General features: G+C 42.5%; 17 protein-coding genes and 1 pseudogene. 16 read left to right on the forward strand and 2 right to left on the reverse strand.

What is annotated here, in order from left to right:
• From BLL40_RS03225 to BLL40_RS03280, 12 genes and pseudogenes are all read left to right on the forward strand, one after another.
• Nucleotides 1-264: pseudogene (locus BLL40_RS03225) on the forward strand (hypothetical protein); the annotation flags it as partial.
• 136 nt (nt 265-400) lie between these two features.
• Nucleotides 401-1639, forward strand: coding sequence for an acyl-CoA dehydrogenase family protein (locus tag BLL40_RS03230; protein WP_073710493.1), 1239 nt, complete (start codon nt 401-403; stop codon nt 1637-1639).
• Nucleotides 1640-1767: 128 nt separating this feature from the next.
• A complete protein-coding gene (locus tag BLL40_RS03235) occupies nt 1768-2331 on the forward strand; it encodes an NADPH-dependent FMN reductase (RefSeq protein WP_073710494.1) in 564 nt (187 codons plus the stop codon).
• Nucleotides 2332-2731: 400 nt separating this feature from the next.
• Nucleotides 2732-3802, forward strand: a complete 1071-nt coding sequence (locus BLL40_RS03240; RefSeq protein ID WP_073710495.1) for a DMT family transporter — start codon at nt 2732-2734, stop codon at nt 3800-3802.
• Complete coding sequence (locus tag BLL40_RS03245) at nt 3803-4108, forward strand: hypothetical protein (RefSeq protein ID WP_073710496.1); 306 nt, start codon at nt 3803-3805, stop codon at nt 4106-4108. It begins immediately after the preceding gene.
• 346 nt (nt 4109-4454) lie between these two features.
• Entirely contained in the window at nt 4455-5138 is a 684-nt protein-coding gene (gene msrA / locus BLL40_RS03250) for a peptide-methionine (S)-S-oxide reductase MsrA (protein WP_073710497.1), read from the forward strand.
• 190 nt (nt 5139-5328) lie between these two features.
• Entirely contained in the window at nt 5329-5685 is a 357-nt protein-coding gene (locus BLL40_RS03255; RefSeq protein ID WP_073710498.1) for a lmo0954 family membrane protein, read from the forward strand.
• Nucleotides 5686-5705: 20 nt separating this feature from the next.
• The gene (locus BLL40_RS03260) at nt 5706-6344 is read left to right on the forward strand and encodes a PspA/IM30 family protein (protein ID WP_073710499.1); all 639 of its coding nucleotides are present in this window, start codon (nt 5706-5708) and stop codon (nt 6342-6344) included.
• 121 nt (nt 6345-6465) lie between these two features.
• Nucleotides 6466-7200, forward strand: a complete 735-nt coding sequence (gene liaF, locus BLL40_RS03265) for a cell wall-active antibiotics response protein LiaF (protein WP_073710500.1) — start codon at nt 6466-6468, stop codon at nt 7198-7200.
• Entirely contained in the window at nt 7197-8240 is a 1044-nt protein-coding gene (locus tag BLL40_RS03270) for a sensor histidine kinase (RefSeq protein ID WP_073710501.1), read from the forward strand. Before liaF ends, BLL40_RS03270 begins: the two co-directional genes overlap by 4 nt.
• Complete coding sequence (locus BLL40_RS03275) at nt 8233-8865, forward strand: response regulator transcription factor (protein ID WP_073710550.1); 633 nt, start codon at nt 8233-8235, stop codon at nt 8863-8865. Before BLL40_RS03270 ends, BLL40_RS03275 begins: the two co-directional genes overlap by 8 nt.
• Nucleotides 8866-9143: 278 nt before the next feature.
• On the forward strand, nt 9144-9560 hold the full coding sequence (locus tag BLL40_RS03280; protein WP_073710502.1) for a hypothetical protein: 417 nt from the start codon (nt 9144-9146) through the stop codon (nt 9558-9560).
• A gap of 103 nt (nt 9561-9663) precedes the next feature.
• Here the strand turns inward: BLL40_RS03280 and BLL40_RS03285 are convergent, their stop codons facing one another.
• Entirely contained in the window at nt 9664-9987 is a 324-nt protein-coding gene (locus BLL40_RS03285; RefSeq protein WP_073710503.1) for an iron-sulfur cluster biosynthesis family protein, read from the reverse strand.
• 455 nt (nt 9988-10442) lie between these two features.
• Between BLL40_RS03285 and BLL40_RS03290 the strand changes: the two genes are divergently transcribed.
• On the forward strand, nt 10443-10673 hold the full coding sequence (locus BLL40_RS03290) for a hypothetical protein (RefSeq protein ID WP_073710504.1): 231 nt from the start codon (nt 10443-10445) through the stop codon (nt 10671-10673).
• A 48-nt stretch (nt 10674-10721) separates the two neighbouring features.
• Here BLL40_RS03290 and cls read toward each other — a convergent pair whose 3' ends face one another.
• Nucleotides 10722-12248 (reverse strand): cardiolipin synthase, encoded by a 1527-nt coding sequence (cls, locus tag BLL40_RS03295; RefSeq protein WP_073710505.1) that lies wholly within the window; start codon nt 12246-12248, stop codon nt 10722-10724.
• A gap of 136 nt (nt 12249-12384) precedes the next feature.
• Between cls and BLL40_RS03300 the strand changes: the two genes are divergently transcribed.
• From BLL40_RS03300 to BLL40_RS03310, 3 genes are read left to right on the forward strand one after another with little or no spacing between them, the layout of a single operon-like run.
• Nucleotides 12385-14706, forward strand: a complete 2322-nt coding sequence (locus BLL40_RS03300) for a 3-hydroxyacyl-CoA dehydrogenase/enoyl-CoA hydratase family protein (RefSeq protein WP_073710506.1) — start codon at nt 12385-12387, stop codon at nt 14704-14706.
• 14 nt (nt 14707-14720) lie between these two features.
• On the forward strand, nt 14721-15896 hold the full coding sequence (locus BLL40_RS03305) for an acetyl-CoA C-acetyltransferase (RefSeq protein WP_073710507.1): 1176 nt from the start codon (nt 14721-14723) through the stop codon (nt 15894-15896).
• A 17-nt stretch (nt 15897-15913) separates the two neighbouring features.
• Nucleotides 15914-17680: an acyl-CoA dehydrogenase family protein gene (locus tag BLL40_RS03310; RefSeq protein ID WP_073710508.1), complete on the forward strand. Its 1767-nt coding sequence runs from the start codon at nt 15914-15916 to the stop codon at nt 17678-17680.
• Nucleotides 17681-17687 lie beyond the last annotated feature (7 nt).

A 17687-nucleotide genomic window follows, 5' to 3' on the forward strand; every position in this document is an offset into this window, starting at 1 on the left:
AGTGATGTGAAGATTACGAGTTGTGAAGCAGCTGAAAAAAATGTCGTTGGCTCGATCCGGATTTCAGAAGAGCTTTCGAAAGAAGCATTGGATCAGTTGGAGGAAAGACGCGAATCGTTGAAAGTAAACGGGCGTGTCACTGAAACATACCGCCGTATTGAAGTAGTAGAAGCTTTGCATATGCTTACTGAAAATACGGAACCAGGTGCAACGACACGCAGTTATTTTGCCTTGCTGGAGATGGAAGAAGAGATGGAAGTTTGATCATATCCCCGGATAAAGAAGAAGACTAAGCAACTCTCTTAACTTAAATTTTTAACCATTAATTACAGAATATTATGAATAATAATAGATATATAGTGAATTTAGTTTCATAAAAACAGCTGAGGAGTGGAGAATAATGACAGTTAACAACACAACAATCGATAAAGCAAAAGTAGCAACAGAAGGTATTATGCAAATTCCAACTTGGTGGACGTGCCCGCCAGGATATGAAGAATTGCAAGCAAAGGCACATGAAATTGGGAAAAATGAGCTGCTTCCAAGAGCTGCTATCTCGGATCAAGAAAGCCGTTATCCTCGTGAAAGTTTAACAAAAATTGCCGAAGCAGGATTTGGAGCAGCTACTTTACCGGCTGAGCTTGGCGGTGTTGGCAGAGGGCTTACTGGTTTTGCTGTATTAGCTGAAAGTTTTGCTCAATATTGTGCTTCTGCAACGATGTGCTGGGTTATGCATACAGCAGCAACGCAATTAATGTATGTAGCAGGAAATGAAGAACAGCATAAGCGTTTTATCCCTGATGTGCTTAAAGGAAAAGTGGGCGCTTTAGCTTTCAGTGAACCAGCAACGGGAAGTCACTTTTGGAATGTTGTTAGTACAGCACCGCGCAGTGGAAATGGTTATTTATTGAATGCAGATAAATCTTTTGTTACGAGCGCTGGAGAAGCCGATTGGTATATCGTGGCAACTACGTATCCAGAAAGTACAAATGATGATAAGTTAATGTTTTTAGTTACAGATAATAATCAAGACGGCATTACACAATACCCATACAATGCAATGGGACTACGTGGAAATTCCAGCGGTCCAATGAAGTTTAGAGACGTTTATGTTCCTGCGGAAAACCGTCTAGGCACTGAAGGCGGAATGAATTTCCACAATGATAATACACTTGATCCGTTGTTCTTATTAGGAACGGCTGCATGTTGGACTGGAATTGCACAAGGTGCTCTTAATGCAGCGATTGACGGTGCGAAGAAGAAAGTCCATGCAGATACTGGGAAATCTGTTGCTGGATACCAAGTCATTCGTCATGAATTGGCAAAAGCTCAAATTACGATCGACAGTGCAAGAAGTATGCTATATCGTACAGCTGAAGGTCTAGATCAAGCGATTGCAAATGGTACGCCGCTAGAGGAATGCCTTTTCCCGATTTGGCAATTAAAAACGCATGCTGCTGACATTGTTATTCAAGTAACAAACCAAGCGCTGCAAGTTTCAGGTGGTAGAGGTTATTTGACAGGTCAAGTAGAAAAATTCTTACGTGATGGCCGTGCCGGTGCGGTTATGGGACCAACTAACGAAATTTTACGTGAATGGATTGGTAAATCATTAATCGATGTTCCTTGGTTCGAGTAAAAAATTGATCCAATGGAGTTTAAGGTGAGACCTCTATATCGGAACCGAAGTATGCTGGTTCCGATATAGGTTTCAATTGAACAAATTTTCATCGTAAGAAGCTGTTTCTATAAGGAGGATATATAGATATGAAGTTACTGGGTATATCAGGAACGATTACAGGCATAAAACCATTTATTGTCGTTCAAAAAATATTGGATGAAGTAAAGCAAAACCATCCGGAAATTGAAGTCGAATTACTTAATTTAAGAGATTATGATATTCAGTTCTGTGATGGGCGTGATCCGTCAACATATACGGGCGATACGAAGAAAGTGATTGATATCGTTTCTTCAGCAGACTTTTACATTATCGGTACACCTATTTTCCAAGGATCGATCACAGGTGCACTGAAAAACTTGTTCGATTTAATTCATCCGAAAGATCTACGCAATAAAGTAATGGGGTTTATTGCTACAGGTGGAACGTATCAGCACTATTTAGTCATTGAAAATCAATTGAATCCAATTGCAGGATATTTCCGTGCTTACGTTGCACCGGGATTTGTGTATCTGCAGAATGATCATTTCAATCGTCAAAATGAGATCATTGATGAAGACGTGTTACAGCGTTTGACGGCTTTAGGCGAAGAAGTTGTTTTTATGCAAAAAGCATTAAAAGCGCCCAAGAGCGATTATCAGCCTACAGTATAAAGACACGATAAGCAGTTTGCAGAATAACCTCTTTTTCTAACAATTCAGCTGAGAAAAAGAGTGTTTTTCTTTTAGTTTTATGAAAGATATTCGGATTTGTTACTAAATGAAAACGTTTTAGTGAATAGGATTTTTCTGTACGCAGCCATAGGAGGAAATAGGATTTATATATTCTTAGAATTGGGTAAAGCTTAGTGGCAATGAAGAACTGTAGCAAACTCAAAAAAAGAAAAAAGTGAAACATCCATAAGCAGGAGGATAGACCCGCAGGATGTGGGTCTTACAGATGTTGTTCGTCTGTGTTCCTCTGTCCCTCACTCACCAAAGAGGAGCTTAGGTAAAAAGTGCCGCATCCTGCGACAAAAATTAAAACGATTTCATTTAGGAGGGCAATTAGTTTATGAGTTCATTGGCAACTGCAAAAAAGAAACATGGAGAAAAGACAGTACGTTGGGGGTTTATGTGGGCTTTATGGACAGCCGTCTTATGGGGGGCATGGTATATACCTGGATCAGCGATCTGGTATGAATTCCCTTTCGGTTCTATGGCTATGGCGACAAATGAAGAGTTTCTAACAGTCGCCGCTGTCATATCTGGTTTAAATGCCACGGCTGTTTTACTGTTTATGTTTATATGGCTTGGCGTGTTAGGGAAGTGGAAAGATTACGGTCGCACGATTGTTCATTTTAATAAAGTGACGAAATGGTACTTTATCGCTGCCATTTTCGGAGGATTGATGGCCATTTTCGGCAGCTTCTTGGCCATCGGCTTTATTGGTGGTGTGTTTGCGGCTGTTGCAGGGTTGATGTATCCGATTGTAGGCTCTATCTTAGCGAACAGATGGTACGGTGAAAAGATATCGCGGAGAGCGGCGATCGGCATCGGACTTATTGTGGTCGGGGGACTTGCCGTATTTGCTCCGGGTATTGTGGGAGAAATACAAAATAGTTCAGGTGCCTGGTTAGGCTATTTAGGCGGTTTAATGGCTGCAATTGGCTGGGGAGTGGAAGGAGCGATCGCTGGACGGGCGCTAGACGTTACAGATCCGGATGTCGGCTTAACACTTCGGTTTACAGGTGAAGTTTTCTGGTGGATAGCAGTCGTTTTACCTTTGTTTCTAATATTTGGAGATGTGCCTATTCTGACGATTATTGGCCAAACATTGACGTCGGGAGCGGCGCTAATCTGGCTGCTTTTAGCGGGTATCACGTTTGGTTTCTGCTATGTGTCATGGTACAAATCGTTCCCATTGATTGGTGTTGGAAGAGGACAAGCAATTGGCGACTTGTATGGGATTTTTTCAATCATTTTCATCAGTATTTTCACACTGACGATGCCAGAATGGAATTTCATTATAGGCGCATTGGTTGTTATTACTGGCGGGTTTGTTATGTTTACTGAAAAGCGGGACGATCTGGAAGTCCTTCGCGCAGTTCCTTCAGATAAGAGAGAGAAAGAGGAGGCGATCTAAATGCCTAAAATGCATCTTAAAGGAAAAATATTGCAAATCATACGTGATAACACCATGGGGAAATCGGAAAAAGGTATATGGGATTATGAGATAGCCAAACAAGTTCTGACAGAGTACGAGCTACAGGGAGCCTATGCGATGGGCAGCGTCCGGATCGCGCTAACGGATTTATTTTCAGGAGCGTTGATTGAAACGAGTGAAGAAAAGTTAGATAATGGTGAACACTTTGGTAAAGATAAAGTATTATTTAAATATTCACTTACAAGCTTTGGGGAAGATCGGATGAAGGATGCGGGAATCATTTAAGGTCAAATAAAAAAAGGAGTGGGTTATGTGCTAGAAATGAATGAATTTTGGGGCTTTGCCTCGGCTCCCTATTTAGCGATTATCGGAATAACTGTAATATCAGTCATATGTCTAGTTATAGCGAGGATATATGTGACTAAAATATAAGTCGTTGTTTGCTGATTGAGTAGAATAGGATAAAAGCCGTCTTAAAGAGAAATTTCTTAAGGCGGCTTTTTCTTATTTTTAAGAATTTGTTTAAGCTTTCTGAAAATAATAGAATAGGAAAGAGGAGAGAGCGTTCAAAAAGCGGAACCTGAAATAATTATGACTGTTGAGAAAGCGAGATAAGGGAGAGAGCAGTAGAATGAATCATAACGAAAAGACGATCTCGTCCATTGAAGCGGAGTGGCACTCACAATTAACGAGAATAGAAACGGCAACATTTGGCATGGGCTGCTTTTGGGGACCGGATGCACGATTCGGGCATTTGCCAGGGATTATCAGGACGCGTGTCGGCTTTGCAGGCGGCACAAAAGAAAGCCCGACGTATCGGAGCATGGGTGATCATACGGAAACCATTGAAGTAGATTTTAATCCGGAAATGCTTTCTTTTGAAGAGATTTTACATGTGTTTTGGAACAATCATACGTCAACGAACAGAGTGAATTATAAAGAGCGGCAATATATGTCTATTTTGTTTTATCATGATGAACAGCAGAAAGAAGCTATTTTGAACGTGAAAAAAGAGTTGGAAGACGAGCGAAAGGAAACGATCGAAACAGAAGTTGTCCCATATTCTGGTTTTGCATTGGCAGAAGCGCACCATCAAAAGTATTATTTAAAACGGTTTTCCATTGCGATTGATCTATTGAATACTCATTATCCATCTGTGGATGCATTTACTCATTCTACATTAATTGCCCGATTAAATGGATTCGTGAGAGAATTTGGCACGTTGAATGACATTAAAAACGAAGTCAGCGAGTGGAACATACGTGAAGATTCCCGGGAGATTGTGCTAAATATATTGAAGAACATCCGCTGGTAGAGAGGCACATGTAAAGGAGAGCGGCTTGCGCGAGGCAGGCCGCTTTTAGTTATGAATGATATTTTGGATAGACAGATAAAGTTATGATCGAATACGCCTTGGGACTTAGTTTGAAATATGGCTCTAGCTCATTACGAAACGTTTCAATCCCCGGTAAGATGAATGTAAGGTAACCGAGGAGGTGGAGAAAGTGAAAAGATGTTTGTTATTCGTTGTTGGATTGATTGCGTTCATTGTGTTACTAGCAATGATAGGTCCCATGATTTTATTGGGTGTCGGCGTTTTATTGTTGTATGTCATTTTTAAGCAGTTCATGAAAAGTGAATCGACTGCAGGGAAAATTGGTTGGGTAATTACGGCTCTGCTGCTTCTTAGTACGGTTGTGGCATCCAACATTTATGCGGTTATTGGTCTTGTAGCTGCTTATGCCTTGTATGTTGTGATCTCAAAGTGGAGAAATAATGATCATGTGTTAGAAGGGAAAATAGGAGAAGACGATGATCCGTTTACTAATTTTGAACGGCAATGGGCGGAACTGAATAAATAATAGACAGGAGATCTATCTAGATGAATCTATTTACGCGTATTAAACAATCGATTTCAGCGGACCTTCACCATATGTTAGACCGAAAAGAACAACAAAATCCAATTGCAGCATTGAACCATTATTTGCGCCAAAGTGAGCAAGAGAAGGATAAGGTAAGAACATTGATTGATCGACAGTATCGGCTGAAGGAAGAGTTTGCGAGGGAATATCGTCATGCAAAGGAGCTCGCGGATAAGCGTCTTGAACAAGCAAGTATCGCTAAAAAAGCGGGCGAAGAGGAATTGCATACATTTGCAATGAAAGAGTATGAAGATTATCAATCAAGGACAGAAAGAATGAAAGTGTTAGTAGAAGAGTCTGCACAGCAGTTAGAAGCATTAGAAGGAAAATATGAAGAAATGAAACATAAGTTAAAAGATATGCACGTGCGGCGAATGGAACTGATGGGGCGTGAGAACGTAGCACGCACGACCTATCGGCTTAACAAGGTGATCGCAGATGGATCAGGCAAACAATCTTCTCGATTTACTGAAATGGAACAATATATTGACGGGTTAGAGAGAAACGTAAATCAATCTTATGAGCACCATACATTTGACAGCAAAATGGCCAAGTTTGATAAAGATAGGCCAGTAGATGATCAAGCTGAGGCTTACTAACACATACCTTAACAGTTACGTTTACATGATGATCGATATATCCAAAGAGGGATAAATGTTATACTGAACAGACATAGTATGTAGTGTCTGTTCGATTACATATAGAAAGGGGATCTCCTCCATGTTTCAGCGATTGACGACGAATATGTTCAATTGGATCATGATTTTTGGGGTGATCCTCTTTATTATTGAAATTGTTTTTTTTGATGGCGGGATTCTTTTTTCCGCTTTGTTTTTTAGTGTAGTAACGTATGCTGGCTGGAAGAAATTAAGTCGCTTATGGGGAAAATGTTTCTTTTGGGGAGGCCTTATCAGTTTAATTATCGCTATTTTGAACATGATCGCTGTACGCTTCCTTTTTGTTATTGGCATTATTTTATTTCTTGTCCATTATGTGAAAACGAAAAAAGAAGCGGATCGAATTGGGCCGATGTTTCGTATACGAGAGGTAGAAGCGGCGGCAGAGACGATGATTCAACTAAAACCGTTATTTGATCATAAACTTTTTGATGATCAGAAAACGGAAAATACGGCTTATCAGTGGCGGGATGTGAATATACATGGAGGGTTTGGAGATCGGGTCATTGATCTAAGCAACACCGTTCTTCCGGAAGATACAGCTGTTATTTCAATCCGTCACATTATTGGAAACATCGAAATTTACGTCCCTTATGAAGTAGAAGTGAGCATTCATCACAGTTCTATTTTTGGCCGCGCCTATCTATTTGGAAACCATCATGAGAATTTAATGAATCAGTCCCTTCTATATCAGACAGAAAACTATCATTCAACCTATCCACGGGTTAAAATCATTACTTCTTTACTATCCGGGGACATCGAGGTAAAACGAATATGAGCATCATGATGCGTCATATGATCACTGCCGCTTTGTTCAGTCTATTCCTTTCGTTTATGATGATTAGTGTCACACTAGCCGCTTTTCCACCGAAAGATTGGTCGATCCTTTTCAAACACAAAATAGCGGATGTTTCTTTTTTATTTGTCATTTTTATCCTCCCCATTATTGCAGGAATAGTCATAGGGATATCCGCGGGTTGGTATTGGCGGCAGCGGCTGCATCGGATCGATCGACAGCTGGATGAACTAGTGAAAGGTCAAACGTATTCAACAAATGACGAACGATGCAAAGAATTGAAAGACATTCAACAACGGATGGAACAAGTGCAGGAGAAGTTTAGAAGCCAGGCAGAACATGCGCAGCGTTTGGCGACGGAACGAGCCATCGAACGGGAAAAAAGTCTGCAAGAAATCGTTATCCAGGAAAGGAACCGCCTCGCGCGGGAATTACATGATTCTGTTAGTCAGCAATTGTTCGCTGCATCGATGATGATGTCGGCCATTAATGAAACAGGCCTTCCAGAAAAGTCTCCCATTTATCGACAGCTGCAAATGGTCGAAACGATGATTCATCAGTCACAGCTTGAAATGCGGGCGTTATTGCTTCATTTAAGGCCAGTCGCACTAAAAGGAAAATCATTGCAAGAAGGTATGGAAGAACTGTTAGTGGAACTGACCGAAAAAGTACCGATGGAAGTGGATTGGAAGGTCGAAATATTCCCGATTGAAAAAGGAATAGAAGATCAGTTATTTCGAATTTTGCAAGAGTCTGTGTCAAATACGCTTAGACATGCGAAAGCAACGTCACTTCAAGTTATGCTGATTGAACGGGATAATACGGTTATTTTAAGAGTCATCGATGATGGAAAAGGATTTGACGTAGAAAATGTTCGATCAGGTTCGTATGGTCTTCAAAATATGCGTGAACGTGCCTATGAAGTAGGAGGAACATGTAAACTCATCAGTATACCAAATGAAGGAACACGGTTGGAAGTCAAAATTCCACGACTGAAAAAAGAAGGTGAGAATCATCATTAAAATAGTATTTGCAGATGATCATGAAATGGTCCGAATCGGTGTATCTGCTTATCTATCTTCACAGCCTGATATGGAAGTCATCGCTGAAGCAGACGATGGCGGAGAGGCTGTCCAACTCGCTTTATCCTTAAAACCAGATATCATATTAATGGATCTTGTGATGGAGAAAATGGATGGAATTGAAGCAACGAGACAAATTATTGACAAATGGCCTGAAGCAAAAATCATTATCGTGACAAGCTTTCTTGATGATGAAAAAGTCTATCCAGCCCTTGAAGCCGGTGCGACAAGTTATATGCTAAAAACATCAAAAGCGAGTGAAATTGCCAAAGCGATACGCGCCACTTATGAAGGACAATCTGTACTAGAACCAGAAGTGACAGGGAAAATCATGACACGAATGCGGGAAAAGCCGATGGAACAAATGCATGATCACTTAACCGATCGAGAAATGGAAGTTTTGCTGCTTGTCGCACAAGGGAAAACGAATCAAGAAATCGCTGATCAGTTATATATCGCGTTAAAAACAGTCAAAGTTCACGTCAGTAACATGTTAGGAAAACTTGACGTACAAGATCGAACGCAGGCCGTTATTTACGCCTTCAAGCATGATCTAATCCAATAAACATCGAGTTCCCTATATTTTGAAGGCTTCTAGTTCATAACTTGAAGCTTTTTCTTTTGCTGTCAAAACAATCTCTTCTATCTATTTAATAAAGAAAACGTGATGAATAGAAAAGCATGTAATGGGGAATAGATTGAAACATTACCGATGCAATCTAGGACCATCACTGGTTTCCATATTATGCCCCCCGCTTAATTATTGACAGATGTAAGAAAAGGTTATATAAGGAAAGCATCGTTCATTAAATAGTAAAGATACAATAAATGGAGGGATACGAGATGAAAAGGGTTAAAATTGCCGGTCTTTTTACGGATAAAAGTAGAATCATCGAATTTTTTTTAATCAAACATAACGGCCGGCATATTGCTGCACTTCCAGAAATGCATGTCTCATTTTATGTTGGGGATGGACGCGAAGCCGCGTTAAACGTGTTAACGGGACCGTTGTCTGCAGGAGATGCAGAAAAAATGTATGACACCATTTTGGACTATGTTTGTACTCATGGGACTGAGGAAATGGGTTTTGTCAGTTGGTTTGAAGAAAAATATGGACTCCCATGGTATACATTTAACGAGGGGATGCGAAAAGTGGGAGCGACGTTACGGGAAAGGGATCAGGCATTTAATCATGCCGTATCCAGGTACTACAAAGAAAAAAAGCTAGAAGATAAACGTCAGCCTGATTTAAGTAAATAAGAGTGGAAAGGGTACGGAAATATAAGCCCTCCCACAAAAAATCAAACAGTATCCATTTAGTTGTGTAAAGGGTACTTTTATTAGTGGGGATTCTAGCCCGTTATTATTTATTCCGAAAAGCCATTCTGCCGTTTAATATTTGATTAGGGCTTTTCAGCTGGAACATACCGGCGTCTGTGGAATAATCGATTTTTACTTTTTCATCATAAAAGACCAATTTTGGTTTTTCAACAAGAATGGGCATGTCATTCGTTTCAAGTAACACATCATGATCCTCGTCAGGCGCGTCCACATACCATAGCGTTGGGATACCGTTCAGCACACAGCCATTTCCTTCTGTGTCCCATTTTAATTTTAAAAAACCATCCTCTCGATTTTGTAACGCACGTATTTTTTCAGCTGCAGCTGACGTAATTGTAATCTCCATCGTTCTCCACCTTTTTTTCTTCAGTATACCACATTCATTTTTATCGCGGCCCAGTAGAGAGAGCCTTCCCGTATTTAAATCGGAAAGGCTTTTATGATGTGACGTTCTGTTTTCTCAATTAGCCATATGTTTTTTGATATCATCCTCTTTTCTCCTGAAAAATCATATGTATCCGAGCAGAATTGTCTGCCCGCTTCAAAAAAAGGACGATCCGGATGGGTATTCGGATCGTCTAAGTGTACACAATGAATCGGTGGGGTAAATAAATACAATAATGAAAATGATTATCATTATTGATTACATTTATTATCATAAACATCATTAGCGAATCTGTCAACAGTTAAATGAAAATGATTTTCAAAGTTATTGACGAGAGGCATATGTCATTTTACAATCAAAAGAAAATGTGATGGAGCTCTTTAGAGGAGTAATGGTGATAAGGAGATGGACATGAGATGAAAGAAAAAAAATCACTCATTGACACGCTGCTGAACGATACACCGCCTGACGATTATTTAAAGCAAGAAGCACATCAATTAAAGGAAATAGACGTGGGTGTGCAATCAGAAAAAGAAGAGTTGAAAAAGCCGTTTCTGCCGCCTGAAATGATGACTGTGGCTATCGTAACAGGGTTGGTCGGTGGCATGATGCTGGTCGTATATTCACTTATTTTTTTGGTTTTTTGATCAGAAGTAGAAAAGCCGCTTCCGTATCAAATTGGAAAGCGGCTATTTTCATAAAATGGGTGAGAGAAGCCGGGCAAGTGATTCGCCAATTCGTTTTGGCAATGTGCGGTGTTCATACCGCTCTCGGCTGATGGGAACGGAATCGGCAAAATCCTTTAAAAAATCCACTTCGACTTTTTCAACAGCCGGTGTCCGGTTGTATAAAAACGTCATAAGTTCATGATTAAGTCGGAAGCTGCGAACGTCGAAGTTAGCGGTACCAACGATGGCATGCAATCCATCAATCAGCAGTACTTTTGAATGAATAAATGAATCATCACGGTACGCAAATACTTTGACACCGGCACTTAATAAATCTTGAAAATAGGAATTCGTGCCGTAAAATGAAATTGCGCGGTCGCCTTTGCCTGGAACGATGACGCGCACGTCTTTTCCGCTGCGGGCAGCGACCCGTACAGCAGCGAGTGCTTCATCGTCCGGCACGAAATACGGAGATGCGATCCAAATGGACTTTTCTGCGGATTGAATCATTTCCAACATCGCATCGCGCACGTCACGTTCTGCGTTATAAGGCCCGCCATATACAGTTTGGACCATTTCATCCGCTTCGTGTGATTCAGACGGGAAATACCCTTCAAATCGAAAATCTTCTTTTAATTCATCAAGCAACGACGTTTTCGCGCTCGTCGCATGAATCCAGTCGGTAATAAACGATTCTTGCAGCTGCCGTACAGCCGGGCCTTTCATTCTCAAATGTGTATCACGCCACACTTCAAATTGCGGTGTGTTGCTGCGATACTCTTCGCCGACGTTTAATCCGCCAGTGAAGCCGGTATGTCCGTCGACGATGACCATTTTGCGGTGATTACGCAAATTAGCGGTGCGTGTAAACCAGGGCGACACGATCGGATCGAATGCATACGCTTCACCGCCTGCTTCTTTTAAAGGGCTCAAAAAAGATTCGGATAATCCAGATGAACCGAGTCCATCATATAAAAAGCGGACATGTACATTCGCTTCGGCCCGTTCAACAAGTGCATCACGTACGTTTGTTGAAATGTCATCTTCTCGGAAAATATAATATTGAATATGAATGTGGTGTTCCGCATGGCGGATTGTCTCCAAAATGGCGGGGAATGTTTCATCGCCGTTCGTTAAAATATCGACTTTATTGCCGGCAAGTGCTTCAAAACCGGTCATATTTTGAATGTTTTTTGCCTGAGGAACGAGAGCGGATATATCCCATTTTTCTCCGTGAAACCGCATGGATGTAATAAACTTCGTCGATTCTATAATAACCGATTTAGGAAGCCGCCGATTGCGGGGATCCCGTCCGAATACGGAATAGACAACCGCACCTGCGAGTGGAAAAACGAGCACAATCGCAATCCAGGCTACTTTTGAGTTCGTACCGCGTGAATCGAATAAAAGCAAATTGAATACGACAAAAATGGAAATGATTCCGGCAAGATATGTAAACGCGACGGACAATTCATTTGAAAAGTAACGGAGTCCCAAATAGATGAACGCAACAATGCTAATTAATACGATAAGCTGCACCGTTTTTTCTCTCATGGCCGAACACACTCCTCTCAACTTACTACTCAGTTTACCCTCTTTTTTTCAAAAGTGACAGTTGAAACTTTAAAAAAGGTACGGTATAGTGAAGAAGAATAAATGAATGAATATTCATTCAAAGGAGGACGTGAACGTGGTTCAGCACATTCAAAAAGCAGCGGTTATTGGATCTGGCGTGATGGGTTTGGGTATTGCCGCACATTTGGCGAACGTTGGTATTCCTTCTATTTTACTTGATATTGTCCCAGAAAATGCTGAAAATCGAAATGTTCTTTCTGAAAGCGCCATCCAAAAATTAGTGAACCAAAAGCCTGCACCACTTGCGTCCAAACAGAACGCGGCTCTTATAACAGCCGGCAATTTAGAAGATGATCTCACGCATTTAGCGGAAGCAGACTGGATTATTGAAGTGGTTGTAGAAAATTTGGACGTTAAGAAGACAGTGTTTGAAGCAGTAGACAGTTATCGAAAGCCAGGCAGTATCATTTCTTCCAACACTTCAGGCATTTCCGTTGAAGCGATGAAAGAAGGCCGGAGCGATGATTTCAAAAAGCATTTTCTCGGCACGCACTTTTTCAATCCACCGCGCTATTTGAAGCTGCTTGAACTGATTCCAACGTCACATACGTTACGAGAAGTCGTTGATTATATGAAAACGTTCAGTGAAGATGTTCTTGGAAAAGGTGTCGTACTTGCGAAAGATACACCGAACTTTATCGCCAATCGGATCGGCACGTACGGATTGCTTCACACGATGCACATGATGACCGAAATGAAGTTGTCCCCGGGTGAAGTTGATTCGATCACAGGACCACTCATCGGCCGTCCGAAAAGCGCCACATTCCGGACGCTGGATGTCGTCGGACTGGATACATTCATTCACGTGGCGAAAAATGTATATGACCAAGTAGATGGGGAAGAAAAAGCGGTCTTTGACGTACCGGATGTGCTCCTCCAAATGCGTGACAAAGGCTGGATCGGTGCGAAAGCGGGGCAGGGCTTTTTTAAAAAGGATGGACAGACGATTCTCGAATTAGATCCAAATTCAATGAACTATATAGAACGAAAAAAAATGAAAGCGGATTCAATGGAGAGAGCGAAACAACAAAAAGGATCAGCAAGATGGAAAACGCTTGCTTATGCAAATGACGAAGCCGGCCAGTTTATTTGGAAGATGCTCGCCCCAATGCTTCTCTATTCTGCTGAGTTAACCGGTGAAATTGCGGATGATATTGTGTCGATTGACCGGGCGATGAAATGGGGATTTGGCTGGAATGAAGGTCCATTTGAAATATGGGATCAACTTGGTGTCCAAGAAGCCCTTCAAAAAATGGAATCAGAAGGACGAATTATTCCAGAATGGGTAAAAGACATGCCAGGCCATTTTTATCAAAATGGTCAGTATTACGATCCTGCAGCAAAATCATATAAACCGATTGACAGACAAGTAAAAGTGATCGATTTAAAACAGTTGAAAAAAGAAGGAAACATCATGAAGCAAAACAGCGGGGCGAACTTAATGGATATCGGTGACGGTGTAGCGCTTTTAGAATTCACATCACCAAATAATGCAATTGGCCTAGACATCATACACATGATCAATGCGGCTGTTGAGGAAGTGGAGAAACATTTTAAAGGGCTTGTCATCGGCAACCAGGGGAAAAATTTTTGTGTCGGTGCGAATCTCGCAATGATTTTAATGGCTGCGGGCGATGAGGACCTATGGGAAATTGACATGGTCGTTAAACGATTCCAGCAGGCGATGATGAAAATCAAATACAGCACAAAACCAGTCGTCGCCGCACCGTTTGCGATGACGCTTGGCGGCGGGACAGAAGTATGTTTGCCAGCCGCGCATATTCAAGCATCGATGGAAACGTATATGGGACTCGTGGAAACGGGTGTCGGTCTTATTCCAGGTGGGGGCGGCAATAAAGAGCTGTACATTCGTCACCTTGAACAAATGCCAACAGGTGTAACAGTTGATTTACAGGCGGTTGCGAACAACGTATTTGAAACGATTGCGATGGCGAAAGTGTCCACGTCCGCATTAGAAGCACGTGAACATAACTTTTTGTACCAGGCAGATGGCATTAGCATAAATGGCGATCATCTTTTATATGATGCTAAACAGACAGCGATCTCTTTATATGAAAAAGGCTATACAGCACCGATCCGCAAAAAAGTACCGGTCACGGGTGAAACAGGTTATGCGGCGTTATTGCTCGGCGCCCAGTCCATGTACGCTTCTGGATTTATTTCCGATCATGATTTGACGATTGCGAAAAAGCTTGCCTGGGTCATTGCAGGGGGCAATGTACCGTTTGGAACAGAAGTGGATGAACAGTATTTGCTTGATTTGGAGCGGGAAGCATTTTTACAGCTTGTCGCCATGCCGAAAACGCAGCAGCGCATGCAGCATATGCTTATGAAAGGGAAACCACTTCGGAATTAAAGGGGGGAACAGAAATGAAGGAAGCGGTCATTGTCGCTGGTGCGCGTACACCTGTCGGCCGAGCGAAAAAGGGAACACTCCGTTACACACGTCCGGATGATCTGGGGGCACTTGTCGTAAAAGAAACGCTGAACCGAGCAGGAAAATATGAAGGGAACATTGATGATCTCATTATCGGATGTGCGATGCCGGAAGCAGAGCAAGGGATGAACATGGCACGAAACATCGGTGCTCTCGCTGGACTTTCATATGACGTGCCGGCTGTTACGATTAATCGGTACTGCTCATCGGGTTTGCAGTCCATTGCGTATGCGGCAGAACGGATTATGATTGGGTACGCAGATACGATTATCGCTGGGGGAGCGGAATCGATGAGTTTAGTGCCCATGATGGGCCACGTTGTTCGTCCGAACGTACGCATTGTAGAAAGGATGCCAGGCTATTACATGTCGATGGGACATACGGCGGAAGAAGTGGCGAAAAAATATAACATTTCACGCGAAGATCAGGACGCGTTTGCGGTACGCAGTCATGAACGGGCAGCACGTGCAATTTTAGAGGGGAAATTTGTGGATGAAATTGTGCCGGTGGATGTAACATTCAGACAAGTCAGTGCAGATCACAAATTGATAGAAGAACAGGTCTCGTTTTCGATGGATGAAGGGGTGCGACAAGGAACGACGGTCGATATATTGGCGAAATTACGCCCGGCCTTTTCTTTGAGTGGAACCGTGACAGCAGGCAATGCATCGCAAACGTCAGACGGTGCCGCAGCGGTCCTCGTAATGGAGCAAGAAAAAGCAGCATCGCTCGGATTGAAGCCAATTGCCAAGCTGCGCTCCTTTGCGGTCGGAGGAGTGCCGCCAGAAGTGATGGGCGTTGGCCCGGTCGTCGCCGTGCCAAAAGCGTTGAAACTGGCAGGGCTTGAATTATCACATATTGATTTGTTTGAGCTAAATGAAGCCTTTGCATCACAGTCGATCCAAGTGATCCGCGAGCTCGGGCTGAATGAAGACATTGTCAACGTAAACGGGGGGGCGATCGCACTCGGTCACCCGCTTGGCTGTACAGGGACCAAATTGACGTTATCGCTTCTTCATGAATTGAAACGGCGCAACAAGCAGTTCGGAGTCGTGACAATGTGTATTGGCGGCGGAATGGGAGCCGCTGGTGTCTTTGAAATGATGTAACAAAGGGGGAATGAATCATGGCAGCAAGAGGCGGTTCCTTTTTGATAGAAGAAGTGGCGTATCACTCGATATTTACACCGGAAGATTTTTCAGAAGAACAGAAAATGATTGCAAAAACAACAGAAGACTATGTATCAGGCAGCGTTTTGCCGCAATTGTCCTATCTGGAGAAGCATGAATTTGACCGATCGGTGAAACTATTGCAAGAAGCGGGTGAACTTGGACTGCTTGCTGCAGATGTGCCGGAAGAATATGGCGGATTGAATCTGGATAAAGTCAGTTCTGCGCTTATTGGTGAAAAAATGGCGGTCGCCGGCGGCTTTTCCCTTTCACATGGGGCGCACGTTGGCATTGGCACATTACCGATTGTGTTATTCGGAAATGAAGAACAGAGGCAGGCGTATTTGCCGGACCTGGCGATGGGGAAACGATTCGCGGCGTATGCATTGACGGAGCCTGGTTCCGGTTCAGATGCGCTTGGCGCGAAAACGACCGCACGCTTGAATGAAGCGGGAACACATTACGTGTTAAACGGGGAAAAACAGTGGATCACGAATTCAGCCTTTGCGGACGTGTTCATCGTGTACGCGAAAATCGATTCAGAACAATTTTCAGCGTTTATTGTAGAAAAAGGCTATCCGGGTGTATCTACTGGTGCAGAAGAAGAAAAAATGGGCATTAAAAGTTCATCGACGAGGACACTCATTTTGTCCGACGCACAGGTGCCGGTGAACAATTTGCTGGGCGAAGCAGGCCGAGGTCATGTGATTGCGTTTAATATTTTGAACATCGGCCGTTATAAATTAGGCGCTGGCACGGTTGGGAGTGCAAAGCGGGCGCTCGATATCTCTTTGAAATACGCCAATGAACGCCAACAGTTTAAAACGAAGATTGCGCATTTTAATTTGATGAAAGAAAAATTTGGTACGATGTCTTCAAAAGTATATGCAGCAGAAAGTGCCATTTATCGCACGGTCGGCTACTTTGAAGAACGAATGAGTGCATTGTCTGAAGAGGAACGAAAAGATGGTAAGAAGGTTGCATCGTCGGTTGCCGAATATGCGATTGAGTGTTCACTTTGTAAATTTTTTGGAACGGAAGTGCTCGATTACGTTGTCGATGAAGGCGTCCAAATTCATGGCGGTTATGGTTTCATGGACGAATATGAAATTTCAAGAATGTACCGCGATTCACGCATTAACCGTATTTTTGAGGGAACTAATGAAATTAACCGCTTGCTTGTACCGGGTACATTTGTAAAAAAAGCACTCAAAGGCGAGCTTCCATTGTTTGAAAAAGCACGGGCTCTGCAAGATGAGTTGATGATGCTTATGCCGGAAGAGCCGGGCAACGTGGTACTTGCACAGGAAAAAATGCTCGTGAAAAATGCAAAAAAAATAGCGCTTCTTGCGGCAGGATTAGCCGTTCAAACATATGGCAAAACGCTCGAAGCTGAACAAGAAGTGCTCGTCAACATCGCTGATCTCGTGAACTTCGTATACACAATGGAATCGACCGTTCTTCGTACAGAAAAAGCGATTGAAAAATTTGGTGAAGAGAAAAGCAGCCAGAAAGTCTTATACACACAAATTTTTTGCCAGGAAGCATTTAATGAAGTCGAAGCGCATGCGAAAGAAACACTTGTTGCGGTGGAGTCTGGCGACAGCTTGCGTATTATGCTGTCAGCTTTGCGTAAACTATGCCGCCATACACCAGTTAACGTCATCGCTAAAAAAAGGGAAGCGGCAGATAAACTAAACAATGCATTGAAATATGTCGTCTAACAGGAGA

Origin of the sequence: Domibacillus mangrovi (genome assembly GCF_001906925.1) — a bacterium.
Lineage (GTDB): Bacteria > Bacillota > Bacilli > Bacillales > Domibacillaceae > Domibacillus > Domibacillus mangrovi.

What these genes read in the sequence shown, in the direction of transcription:
- BLL40_RS03245 (WP_073710496.1), top strand. Translation starts at nt 3,803, where the DNA reads ATGCCTAAAATGCATCTTAAAGGAAAAATATTGCAAATCATACGTGAT.
- BLL40_RS03280 (WP_073710502.1), top strand. Translation starts at nt 9,144, where the DNA reads ATGAAAAGGGTTAAAATTGCCGGTCTTTTTACGGATAAAAGTAGAATC.
- cls (WP_073710505.1), bottom strand. Translation starts at nt 12,248, where the DNA reads ATGAGAGAAAAAACGGTGCAGCTTATCGTATTAATTAGCATTGTTGCG.
- BLL40_RS03240 (WP_073710495.1), top strand. Translation starts at nt 2,732, where the DNA reads ATGAGTTCATTGGCAACTGCAAAAAAGAAACATGGAGAAAAGACAGTA.
- BLL40_RS03305 (WP_073710507.1), top strand. Translation starts at nt 14,721, where the DNA reads ATGAAGGAAGCGGTCATTGTCGCTGGTGCGCGTACACCTGTCGGCCGA.
- BLL40_RS03310 (WP_073710508.1), top strand. Translation starts at nt 15,914, where the DNA reads ATGGCAGCAAGAGGCGGTTCCTTTTTGATAGAAGAAGTGGCGTATCAC.
- liaF (WP_073710500.1), top strand. Translation starts at nt 6,466, where the DNA reads ATGTTTCAGCGATTGACGACGAATATGTTCAATTGGATCATGATTTTT.
- BLL40_RS03235 (WP_073710494.1), top strand. Translation starts at nt 1,768, where the DNA reads ATGAAGTTACTGGGTATATCAGGAACGATTACAGGCATAAAACCATTT.
- msrA (WP_073710497.1), top strand. Translation starts at nt 4,455, where the DNA reads ATGAATCATAACGAAAAGACGATCTCGTCCATTGAAGCGGAGTGGCAC.
- BLL40_RS03285 (WP_073710503.1), bottom strand. Translation starts at nt 9,987, where the DNA reads ATGGAGATTACAATTACGTCAGCTGCAGCTGAAAAAATACGTGCGTTA.
- BLL40_RS03230 (WP_073710493.1), top strand. Translation starts at nt 401, where the DNA reads ATGACAGTTAACAACACAACAATCGATAAAGCAAAAGTAGCAACAGAA.
- BLL40_RS03260 (WP_073710499.1), top strand. Translation starts at nt 5,706, where the DNA reads ATGAATCTATTTACGCGTATTAAACAATCGATTTCAGCGGACCTTCAC.
- BLL40_RS03270 (WP_073710501.1), top strand. Translation starts at nt 7,197, where the DNA reads ATGAGCATCATGATGCGTCATATGATCACTGCCGCTTTGTTCAGTCTA.
- BLL40_RS03290 (WP_073710504.1), top strand. Translation starts at nt 10,443, where the DNA reads ATGAAAGAAAAAAAATCACTCATTGACACGCTGCTGAACGATACACCG.